At 62.0% G+C, this 9,977-nt stretch carries 10 protein-coding genes and 1 pseudogene; 5 read left to right on the top strand and 6 right to left on the bottom strand.

Going from position 1 to position 9,977, the window contains the following annotated elements; all coding sequences use genetic code 11:
- A pseudogene (locus KBX07_RS11215) lies at positions 1–563 on the top strand (hypothetical protein); the annotation flags it as partial.
- 103 nt (positions 564–666) lie between these two features.
- Here the strand turns inward: KBX07_RS11215 and KBX07_RS11210 are convergent.
- Positions 667–1,833: a M20/M25/M40 family metallo-hydrolase gene (locus KBX07_RS11210; RefSeq protein ID WP_256019816.1), complete on the bottom strand. Its 1,167-nt coding sequence runs from the start codon at positions 1,831–1,833 to the stop codon at positions 667–669.
- A gap of 138 nt (positions 1,834–1,971) precedes the next feature.
- On the opposite strand from KBX07_RS11210, the gene KBX07_RS11205 reads away from it, so the two are divergent.
- The 3 genes from KBX07_RS11205 to KBX07_RS11195 all read left to right on the top strand — a co-directional run bounded on the left by KBX07_RS11205 (position 1,972) and on the right by KBX07_RS11195 (position 4,244).
- Positions 1,972–2,778, top strand: coding sequence for a serine hydrolase (locus KBX07_RS11205; RefSeq protein ID WP_256019817.1), 807 nt, complete (start codon positions 1,972–1,974; stop codon positions 2,776–2,778).
- A 4-nt stretch (positions 2,779–2,782) separates the two neighbouring features.
- A complete protein-coding gene (locus KBX07_RS11200) occupies positions 2,783–3,670 on the top strand; it encodes a trimeric intracellular cation channel family protein (RefSeq protein ID WP_005289387.1) in 888 nt (295 codons plus the stop codon).
- Positions 3,671–3,860: 190 nt separating this feature from the next.
- Positions 3,861–4,244 carry a hypothetical protein gene (locus KBX07_RS11195; RefSeq protein WP_050748795.1) on the top strand — a complete coding sequence of 128 codons (384 nt, stop codon included), beginning with the start codon at positions 3,861–3,863 and terminating at the stop codon, positions 4,242–4,244.
- Between the two features lie 180 nt (positions 4,245–4,424).
- Here the strand turns inward: KBX07_RS11195 and KBX07_RS11190 are convergent, their stop codons facing one another.
- Entirely contained in the window at positions 4,425–4,739 is a 315-nt protein-coding gene (locus tag KBX07_RS11190; protein WP_255994747.1) for an acyl carrier protein, read from the bottom strand.
- Between the two features lie 26 nt (positions 4,740–4,765).
- Between KBX07_RS11190 and KBX07_RS11185 the strand changes: the two genes are divergently transcribed.
- On the top strand, positions 4,766–5,746 hold the full coding sequence (locus tag KBX07_RS11185; protein WP_005289393.1) for an alpha/beta fold hydrolase: 981 nt from the start codon (positions 4,766–4,768) through the stop codon (positions 5,744–5,746).
- Between the two features lie 9 nt (positions 5,747–5,755).
- On the opposite strand, the gene KBX07_RS11180 is transcribed toward KBX07_RS11185, so the two are convergent.
- From KBX07_RS11180 to KBX07_RS11165, 4 genes are all read right to left on the bottom strand, one after another.
- On the bottom strand, positions 5,756–7,243 hold the full coding sequence (locus KBX07_RS11180; RefSeq protein ID WP_255994748.1) for an NAD(P)/FAD-dependent oxidoreductase: 1,488 nt from the start codon (positions 7,241–7,243) through the stop codon (positions 5,756–5,758).
- A 441-nt stretch (positions 7,244–7,684) separates the two neighbouring features.
- On the bottom strand, positions 7,685–8,275 hold the full coding sequence (locus tag KBX07_RS11175; RefSeq protein ID WP_256024159.1) for a hypothetical protein: 591 nt from the start codon (positions 8,273–8,275) through the stop codon (positions 7,685–7,687).
- 123 nt (positions 8,276–8,398) lie between these two features.
- Positions 8,399–8,914, bottom strand: coding sequence for an excalibur calcium-binding domain-containing protein (locus KBX07_RS11170; RefSeq protein ID WP_005289402.1), 516 nt, complete (start codon positions 8,912–8,914; stop codon positions 8,399–8,401).
- Positions 8,915–9,142: 228 nt separating this feature from the next.
- Positions 9,143–9,781 carry a hypothetical protein gene (locus KBX07_RS11165; RefSeq protein WP_256024158.1) on the bottom strand — a complete coding sequence of 213 codons (639 nt, stop codon included), beginning with the start codon at positions 9,779–9,781 and terminating at the stop codon, positions 9,143–9,145.
- Between the last annotated feature and the right edge of the window lie 196 nt (positions 9,782–9,977).

Below are 9,977 nucleotides of genomic sequence, written 5' to 3'. Positions count from 1 at the left end.
CGACGACGACGACCACCGAACAGGCTGAGCCGACTGACGAGCAGAGCGAGAAGCCAACGACTACTACCTTGACGACGCCTGAAACGAACGACGAGGAGTCGAGCACTACTTCGACCACGTCCGAGAAGCAGGACACTGGGTCCAGCAAGGCGGCTGAGCCGACGGAGAAGCGGGAGGACGAGTCGAGCAAGGCGGCTGAGCCGACTGATAAGCAGGACGAGAAGCCGACCACGACGACAAACTCAGACGAGCCGCAGTCACCCACGACCACGACAACCGAGGAGGCTCCGAAGGGCCCGTCCAACCCTTCTGATGGTTCTGGGAAAGGTTCCACTGAAGGTTCCGGAAAGGGCTCGTCTGAGGGCTCCGCGAAGGGATTCTTTGACGGTTCCTCCGGTTCGTCCGAACTGTCCTCTTCGCCGATGGGCAAGATCGTGCTGATCACGCTCGGTGTGCTGGCTGGCCTGGCAGGCCTCGTGGGCATCTACAACTGCTTCGAGCGCAACGGCTACATCCAGAACTGCCTCGAGCGAATCGGCGGTATCAAGCTCCCGAAGTTCTAAACCCTAGGGATTAGCGTCCCGTAAAACCGAGACCTCCCGCGACCCAGCCATTGAGCTGGAGTCCGGGAGGTCTTTCGCGGTTCAGATCCGATTCACCAGGGGATTAGTCGGTGATGACCGGCCCGTCGATAGCTGCAATGGAGTTGGCCAGCAGCGCCGTGAAGAACGGCACGGAGTCGGGGTAGATGAACTCGTACCGGGCGTGGGCGCCAGCGCCACCAGCGCCCAGACCGCACACGACGGGTGTGCCGACTGCGGAGATGAAGTTGGCGTCGGACCCGCCGCCGACGGAAACCCCCTCGAAGTCAGAGTGGCCCAAAGCTTCGGCCTGGGACTTGAGCACCTGGAAGAGAGCCTCAGTGCCCTCGGTGTGCACCATCGGCGGGCGGTTCCAGTTGCGTTCGGCGGTGATCTCCACGCGGGGGTCGGACCATGTGATGGCGTCGAGGGCGGCGTCGAGACGCTGTGTTTCTTCCGGTACCCAGTGGCGGACATCGAGCTTGGCGTAGGCAGATCCGGGCACGACGTTGGCCCCGGTGCCGCCGCCGACAACACCGACGTTGATGGAGGTTCCCTTCTCCGGGTCGGCATACTTCGTCGCCTCGAGACACCACTCCATCAGGGCAGTAATGGCGTTGGCGCCCTTCTCCGGTTCGAGGCCGGCGTGCGCCTCAATTCCTGTGGCGGTGACGTTGACGTCGCCGATGCCTTTGCGGGCGACCTTGACGTTGCCGTCGACACTTGCTTCGAGCACGAACGCGGCATCAGCGCCGGTGGCGACATTCTCAATGATGCGCTGCGAACTCGGCGAACCGATCTCCTCATCGCCGTTGAAAATGTACGTCACGGTCGGGTGCGGGATGCCGGCATCCTTAAGCAGCTTCAGTGCCCAAATGCCTTGCGTCAGACCGATCTTCATGTCGAAGATCCCGGGCGCGGAAAGACGCTCGCGCGGATCGTCATGGGCGGGCGGATCCCAGGCTTCAACGGTCCCGGCAGGCCACACCGTGTCGTAGTGGCCCGCGATGACCACGTTGCCGGGCAGGTCACCTTTGTAGGTGAGCACGGCGATGTCGCCGCGGATGTCGCCGTCCTGAAGCTGCTTGTCATCGGACGGGCCCAAACGCTTTTCGACGAGCCCCAGCAACACCTTCAAACCCGCATCCAACGCCGGTTTATCGAAGGAGTAGGTCTCTTGGTTGACCAGGAGCATGGCGTCGTCAAGCATCTGCTCCACATGTGCTTCCGCTAGTTCGAGTGAAATGCTCATGCATCCCAGTGTGCATGAGGGTGTGCGGATCGTGCCGACTCAATTCGACTTCAAAACCAACTTCGTCGCGGGTGCTTCATGGGTGGCACCGCCACATTGAGGGGTTGCTGCCGCGTTAAGCGGGCTAGTCTGGGGTGCATGAACCTTGGCTGGACTGATGTCACGTATTCCGCTGCCCTGACGGGAACCGTCACCGATTCCGAGGGCGACGTGGACCGTGTGTACGAGTTGATGAGCGTGACCAAGCTGCTCTCTGCTTACGCGTTCCTCATGGCGGTGGAGGAGGGGGTCTTCGAACTGGACACCCCCTGCGGGCCGGACGGGTCCACGGTCCGGCACCTGCTGGCGCACGCCTCGGGCTTGGATGCCTTCGAGCACAAGATCCGCAAGGCCCCGGAAGAGCGGCGCATTTACTCTTCGGCTGGGTTCGAGGTGCTGGCCGAGTTCCTCGAGGGTGAGACTGGGATGACCCTCGGCGAGTACGCCCGCGAGGGCATCTTCGAGCCGCTCGGGATGAGCAACACCGAGATCTACGGTTCCGCCGGCCACGGTGGGCGTTCCACTGTCGCCGACTTAGTGAAGTTCGCCGACGAGCTCATTTCGCCCACGTTGCTTGCCGAAGAAACGCTCCGAGAGGCCTTCACCAACCAGTTCGGCGACTTGAACGGCATTGTCCCCGGTTACGGCATGCAAAAACCCTGCCCGTGGGGGCTTGGCTTCGAGATCAAGGGCGACAAGAGCCCCCACTGGACTGGCGGCACCATGCCGGAAGACACTGTCGGGCACTTCGGTATGTCCGGTACGTACATGTGGGTGGTGCCGGCATGGTCGGCGTCGACAAGCGCGGGGACAGCGATGGTCATGCTCGCGGACAAGGAATTCGGGGATTGGGCAAAGCCGCTGTGGCAGGAGACGAATACGCGGATCTTTGAACAGCTAAGCTAGCCGAATGTACTTCGGAGGCATTGACAACGCAGTCGGCCAAGCCATCGCGGTCCTCGACCTCATTGGCGTGTTCCTCAACGCTGTCATTGGCGGCACAGTCGCGCGCCGCATGCGTTTTGACGCCGTGGGCTTCATGCTCATCGCCATCATCTCCGGCATGGCCGGCGGCATGATGCGCGACGCAATGATCGGCAATACTCCCGTCGCGGCGCTATCGGACCCCTGGTACATCTCCATCGCGCTCATCGGCGCGTTGGTTGCATTCCTGGCCAACCTGCGCGGGTACGTCTGGGAGCTCACCCGCTTCCACGGGGACATGGTCATCCTCGGCGTCTGGTGCACCACCGGCACTGTCACCGCGTATTCGGCGGGGGTGGCGTGGATCGGCTGCATCCTCATGGGCATCATCACCGCGACCGGCGGCATGGTTATTCGTGAGGTGCTCATTGGGCGCATCCCGCGCATCCTCAACGACCAGCAGATGTACGTTGTGCCTGCCATTGTCGGCTCCGTTACCGCGCTGGTGCTCTACTCGTTCGAGCACCCCTCCGCTGCGCTGGTGTGCGCCCCGCTCATCGCGTTCGCGCTGGGTACCGCCGCCTACTGGGCGGGTTGGTACGTCCCCGCGAGCTCCGAGCTGGGTACAATCAACCGTCTGTTCGCGCGGCTCGAGCCCGATGCTTTTCGACGTTGGCGCCTCTCCAAGGAACACGCCCTCCTGGATGACCCCATTAACGACGACGGAATGATGCCCACCAAAGGCGAGGTCCGCGAGGCGTTAGAGGCGGTCGATCCGGCGACTCGAGAAGAGTTCCTTGCCGCTCTGTACCGCGTCTACATCGACCGGGACGGCGAGGACTCGGCCGGCGGCTGGGCCCGCCGAGCCGAGTAAAACCGAGTAAAACCCTCAACTAGCACTTGAGTAAATGGGGGTGTCAAGTGCAGGTTGAGGGTTGCCAGTGTGGCTAGAGCGCATGAAGAATTGCATCGAGCCGTTTCGAGACTCTTGAAACGTTTGAGGACGTAGGGGAAGACGATCCTCGTCTTACGTGCATGCGCGCGTCAATGAAAGGACTTTCCCTATGACTGTCACACTTCTGGACTCAGCCCTGTCTGCACCAACCCTCAGCCCGGTTGCGCCACGGGAGCGGGCTGTCCTCTCCATTAGCGGAATGCCCCGCCACCTGCGCCTGCGCGTAGAAGAGCTCATGGCCGAGCACCTCAGTCCTGCTGAGCTTTCCGAGTTTTCTCTCGATGCCGCCGGTCTCGACGATGCCGACCTTCATGACGCCGCGATCTGGGACACCCGCTGGTTCACCCGGTGGACGCGCGACCCGGGACGTGCTGGGGTTGCACCGACCGTCAGCTGCCGCGAGATCATTGACGCCCCAGCCAATGAACTGGCCACCTTCCGGGCTGCGCTGACCGAACTTGCCGGTACGTTCCGGTTCTCGGCAAGGGTCTAGCGCTGCTGGGCACTCCGGTATGGTTGCCGGGGTCCTTCCTGCCGCGTGTGTGAACGATTCAGCCCGAGACGCCCCATTAGTCGACGTGCACATTGCTGTGAACTGGACTTATAAAGACCGGGGCATGGGTTGGTGCGCTACATCGTTCACACCGGGCCGAGAGGCATCGGGGCGTTCACCCTAGGGTGAGGAGTGCTGGTCGAGGTGGGCTGCGGCGTCGCTAAGCGTCGCCCAGCTGTTCCACAGCTCTTCGTCGATCTGGACACCGAACTGCTCTTCCACGCGGACGGCGAGCTCGATGCGGGTCAACGAGTCGACCCCGAGACTGTCCAGGGTGTCTGTGCCGCTGACCTCATCAGCGTCCTCGACGGCGCCGACCTGCACCAACAGCCCTGCAAGCTGGGCCATGGTGTCGCCTTCTAGCGGGGCCGGCTCGTCCGATGGGGTGGCAGCGAGGCCGAGCTTGCCCAAGTCCAGACGCTGTGAAAGTTCCATACCCCCATTCTAGATACCATTCCCATATGCCCAATTACCTGCGCGCCCTCAGCCCTGGCACCCAGCGCACGCTCATTGCGATGCGTCGCGAGCTGTACAGCGGCTCGGGCCGCCTCGGCCTGACCGGTATGCGCACCGGCGCCACGAACCACGACGGTCTGAATGTTCACTGGTACGAGTGTGGGCCGGAATCACCTGAGGCGCTGACGGTCTTGTACGTTCACGGCTTCAACATCTCTTCGCAGTCTTTCTACATGCAGGTCAGGGCTTTGCAGCACCTTCCTGTCCGGCAGCTGCTGGTGGACTACCGGGGACACGGGCTCACCGCCGACCAGGGCGCAGATTTGTCCGTTGATGCCGCCGCGGACGACATCATTGCCGTCGTTCGGGACCGCGGGATTACCGGGCCGGTCATTGTGGTGGGCCACTCGCTCGGCGGGCCGGTGTCGCTGTCGTTGATGCGCCGGTATGCCGGTGAGCTCAATCTGGCCGGTAGCGTGCAGATCTCGTCGTCAGTGGACCCGTTTACCGACCGCGGGATGCCCCAAGCCCTCGGCGGCACGGCTGGCGCGGCGCTCTACCGCATGGTGCAGGCACTGCCGATCCTGTCGGAGAGCGTGAGGGTCGTGGTCACCGAGACGCTTGCGCCCGTACTGGCGGTCGGTTTCTACGCGCCAGGAATGTCCTGGGACGTCGTGGAGTTCCACGCCGCCATGATCCAGGAGACTCCGTTGGATACATACTCGGGATTCTTCGATGACCTCCGCGACCACGACGAGCATGCCGCTGCCGACGTGCTCGCGACCATTCCGGGCTTCATTCTCGTCGGCGACATTGACACAGTCACGCCGGTCTCACAGTCGCAGGAACTCCACAAACTGTGGCCGCAGGCGAAGTTCCAGGTGTTGCCCGGTTCCGGGCACATGCCGCCGCTCGACGCACCCGGTGCTGTGACCACAGCGATCCGCCGCCTCGTCGACCCGCTTATCGACGAGTCTGAAAACTAAGCACCCTAACTAGCTGAAAACCATATCCGCGCGGAGGTCCGCGCCGGGGTGCCCCCACGCGCGGTACTCGCGGATGTAATCCTGGGCGAACATCCACGGGTCAACACCGGCCTGGGTAGGCAGGTCTTTGCGGGCGCGGACGAGGTAACCGGAGTCCATGTTCATCAACGGGATGTCGGCTTCCAGGCCCGCCGGGAAACGCGGGGTGGCCTGGGTGTAGCCGTCCTCATCCATCATCGACCACAACCGGCACATGTACCGGGAGACCAAGTCTGCCCGCAGTGTCCACGACTGGTTCAGGTAGCCCACCGTGAAAGAGAAGTTGGGCAACCCGTCGACCATCATTCCGCGGTACGCGACGGCATCCGGAACGGTCTTTTCTTCACCGTCCACGAATAGCCGGGCGCCGCCGAAGACCTGGATGTCCAGTCCTGTTGCGGTGATGATGATGTCGGCGGGGAGGGAAGGGGCGTCGACAAGCGAAATGCCGTCGGGCGTGATCTCCTTGATTTTCGCGGTGACCACGCGCGCACCGCCCTGCATTGCTTTGAAGAAATCACCGTCGGGTGATTTGCAGACGCGCTGGTCCCACGGGCCGTACGGCGGGTTGAAATTCTTGAAGATCTCGCGGAACGGGATGTATGCGCGGTTGAGCGCCATGAAGTAGCCGCGGGCGGGCCACGGGAAGATCTGGCACATCCAATACTGCGCCATGTCGCGGACAATGTGCATCGCGCGGGCGGCGGACAGCGCCTGCTTTTCCGGCATGATCTTCGTGGTTACGGCGGTGAAGTTGTCGCGGTTGAGTAGGGGAGCGACGTAGGTGGGGGTGCGCTGGAGCATGGTCACGTCTGCACCGCCGTCATGCAGCGCTGGCAGCAGCGTGATCGCTGTGGCACCTGAACCGATGATGACGACCTTTTTGCCTGCTAGGTCCAGGTTTTCCGGCCAGCGCTGCGGGTGGATGAGCGTGCCCTCGAACGTGTCCGCGCCGGGAATGTCCGCCGTGAAGCCGCGATGGTGCTTGTAGTAGCCGGAAGAGAAGTGCAGGCGTTTCGTCCAGATCGTGCGCTCAGCCGTCGGCGCGTCCGTGTGGCCTTCGGGGATGTCCTGACCGTCCTCGCGGGTGTGCATGGTGACTTCCCACAGGCCTTTCTTCGAGTCGAAGTTCGCCTGCTCCACCCAGGTGCTCAACGTCAAGCGGTCGAATACGCCCTCCTCACGCGCAACATCCTCGACATACTTCTGGATGTTCTCGCCGCTGCCCAAGCTACCCTTGTGCGGCCAGCGCTTGAACGGGAATGAGAACGTCGCCATATCCGAATCCGAGCGAATACCGGGGTAGGTGAAGGTCACCCACGTACCGCCGACCTTCTTATTGGAATCGACGATCTCCCAGTTCCAGTCAGGAAAATTCTCGTTCACATGGTGCGCTAGGTCGACACCGCTCAGTCCAGCGCCGACGATGAACAGGTCCAAAGGATTCTCGGGGCTCATGGTTCAAGCCTAGATGTTTCTTTTGGCTATCGAAGCGAGTCTGGTTGTGAAACATCGCGCAGCAGTTCATGCACCGTTTTGCGATACTGAGCCCATGGATGATGGGGAGCTGCTGGGTGCTGCGGTGATTCTCGCCGTCGCCGTGATCGTGCCGAGCCTTTTGGCGCTTTTTCCTTCGCTCATTCGCTATGGCACCACGTCGGCACCGCTTTGACTACGGGAGTGCTGTACTCCCTCTACTTTTCGCAACCTCACAACGACTACAGCACCACGCAAGCCGCCGGTGCCCTCATCCTCATCATGCCTTTTGCCGGGTGGCTCTTTGTCTACCCGTTGCTGACGTTGTGCTCGGTAGCAGGGATCGTTGCAGGAAGGAACCGTATGCAGGACGGACGGACCGGTCCGCAACCTCCGATGTTTGACCACCGACGATGAACAGGGCTAAAGGGGCAGAAGTTTTCGGTTCGCCGTCGCCCCGGGACGCATCGCTTGTCGACGATCCCTCACCCACACCCCCAGCGCCACCAGGACGAGAACAACGGGAAAGGCGACCCATGGAACGAGGGCCGCGATCTGCATGATCCAGAAGATGTCTGCGGATCCGTTCTGACCGTGGTTCCGGTACACCTCATAGCTGCAGTAAAGCAGGAAAGGCGAGGCGAATCCGACGCATACACCGCCGGCAGCGGCAGCAGATGGGGTCCATGTCCGTGGGGATGTGGGCAGCATTAGACCCAGGCAAAACCACATGCCCAGGAAAACAATGAGCGGGATGGGAAGGGCCAGAGTCTCCACGAATTCTGGAAGCGCTTGGAAGTCAACCATTTGGACAGCGACCAGAAACGCGACTGAGAAGGCGAGCAAAAACACACCCGAGCCCAAGCCCGCCAGAATAGGTCGCGTCAAGCCGGTCAACGGCGTTCGTGTTGCGCGGTGTCGTAGCACTGCGACGACTATTACGACGGCGAGCGGCACCGCGAGCAGAAGATGGCCCAACAGTGCCGAAGACACCGCATTTCCAACTGCGCTCATGCACCGACACCGACACTGTGCAGATCTAATCGGGCTTCCAGGTTCATGCTCTCACCCTAAAGGTTGGAAGGGTGATGAACGGTGTTTCGCCGCTAGCCTGAACCGTTGCGTCTGCGTCAGCGCTTAACGGGGGCGCTTTTCGCAACCGACTCCATCGCCGTCGCGGTCGAGGTGGCTACCGTAGCCCGGCTCACCAGAGTTAATCGGGCGGCCGAGTTCGTTCCAGACTGCTCGGCAGTTCGGGTAGTACTTGGACGGTTTGGGAGCGGGTTTGGGCGCAGGCTTTGGTGCCGGGGCAGGTGCAGGCTTTGGGGCGGGAGCTGGCGCTGGCTTAGGAGCGGGAGCCGGTGCAGGTTTCGGAGCGAGAGCTGGCGCAGGCTTGGGAGCTGGACCCGGAATAACACCAGGCAGCGGGTTGGGGATCATTCCATTCTGGATTGCCCAGAACGCGCCGCCAGCGATCGCGGCCAGAGCAACGATCGGGACAAGGACGATGGCTGCGATTTCGCCGTCAGACAATTGACCGCGTTCGCTTGACGACGATTGGTCGCCCTCGCTAGACGTCGACTGGTCACGTTCGCTGGAAGTCGATGACTCGTCGGTGTCGGCCGAGCCGAGGGTCGACTGTTCGGGATTCACGGGTTCTGCTACAGCAGGAGACAGGCTCGCAACACCCACCGTTACGGCTGTTGCCAGAGAAATGACAGTTTTCTTCATGGGAAAAGAATCTAGCATTTTCGCTATTAGTGCACTTGGAAAGTAGGTTCCGCGCCGCTTATGGTCTTCGACCTGCGCTTATAGACGGCCGCAGCTGAATTTATTATCGTTTGCAACAACCTACCTTTGCCCCCAACGTGGGCGCTGTGGCTACGGCGGCTCCGGTGGTCCGGGTGGCAGTGGTGGACCCGATTCGCCCGGCTGGTCCGGTTGGCCCGGATGGCCCGGCCCGTGCCGGTTCTTCCGTCGGAAATAGATGATCCCAAGAGCTGTTCCCAGCAGCCAGGGCGGGAACAGAACGATCCACCCGCCGATGGCGGCGGCGAACATGAGGTAGCCGTATGCGGCGGAACCGTCGGCAGGTGTGGCGGCGGACAGGCCGAACGCGCTCGCGATGATGCTGGCGAGCACCACGGATCCAGTGGCGCCACCGGCGACGAGGGTGGCTGCGGACCACGTGCGCGGCGACTCTGATAAGAACTTGCCCGCAAAGAAGAAAACCGCCCCGAACAGTATGAGCACGGAGATCATGCCGAGGGCAAAGCTGAAGTTGAAGAAAAACGCGCCAAGCATGACGAAAGGGAAACAGGCCACTAGGCCTGTCCCGGCGCCGATGGTCAGAGCCTTTCCGGCCTCGGCGACAGATGTCTTCGCGGCCATGTAGCGCGCAAACCCCACGGTAGTCACCAGGGCGAATGGAAACATCCCGATCAGCAGTGCGAGCCCCGCCGCACCCCACGCCCCGTCGGTTCCGCCCGTGGAAGATTGAGCAATCACAAATGGTGCCATCGGGTCCCTGTATCTGTATCGCGCCACCGGGGTCGTTTCCAACGTGTTGCCCGCCCTGCACCGGCCCACGTCCCCGGAAATACTACGGCCCATGAGACTAAGGCGACACCTACTAATGCTGTGATGTCTGGGGTCTTTTTGGACACGGAGTCCAGGGGGTTTTTGGACGTGATGTCTAGCGACTTTTTGGGCGTTC

It is taken from the genome of Corynebacterium sp. CCUG 70398 (assembly GCF_024454055.1).
In the GTDB taxonomy this organism is placed as follows: Bacteria; Actinomycetota; Actinomycetes; order Mycobacteriales; family Mycobacteriaceae; genus Corynebacterium; species Corynebacterium genitalium.
This window is presented reverse-complemented; position numbering and strand designations above follow the sequence as displayed.

What these genes read in the sequence shown, in the direction of transcription:
- KBX07_RS11210 (WP_256019816.1), bottom strand. Translation starts at nt 1,833, where the DNA reads ATGAGCATTTCACTCGAACTAGCGGAAGCACATGTGGAGCAGATGCTT.
- KBX07_RS11205 (WP_256019817.1), top strand. Translation starts at nt 1,972, where the DNA reads ATGAACCTTGGCTGGACTGATGTCACGTATTCCGCTGCCCTGACGGGA.
- KBX07_RS11200 (WP_005289387.1), top strand. Translation starts at nt 2,783, where the DNA reads ATGTACTTCGGAGGCATTGACAACGCAGTCGGCCAAGCCATCGCGGTC.
- KBX07_RS11195 (WP_050748795.1), top strand. Translation starts at nt 3,861, where the DNA reads ATGACTGTCACACTTCTGGACTCAGCCCTGTCTGCACCAACCCTCAGC.
- KBX07_RS11190 (WP_255994747.1), bottom strand. Translation starts at nt 4,739, where the DNA reads ATGGAACTTTCACAGCGTCTGGACTTGGGCAAGCTCGGCCTCGCTGCC.
- KBX07_RS11185 (WP_005289393.1), top strand. Translation starts at nt 4,766, where the DNA reads ATGCCCAATTACCTGCGCGCCCTCAGCCCTGGCACCCAGCGCACGCTC.
- KBX07_RS11180 (WP_255994748.1), bottom strand. Translation starts at nt 7,243, where the DNA reads ATGAGCCCCGAGAATCCTTTGGACCTGTTCATCGTCGGCGCTGGACTG.
- KBX07_RS11175 (WP_256024159.1), bottom strand. Translation starts at nt 8,275, where the DNA reads ATGAGCGCAGTTGGAAATGCGGTGTCTTCGGCACTGTTGGGCCATCTT.
- KBX07_RS11165 (WP_256024158.1), bottom strand. Translation starts at nt 9,781, where the DNA reads ATGGCACCATTTGTGATTGCTCAATCTTCCACGGGCGGAACCGACGGG.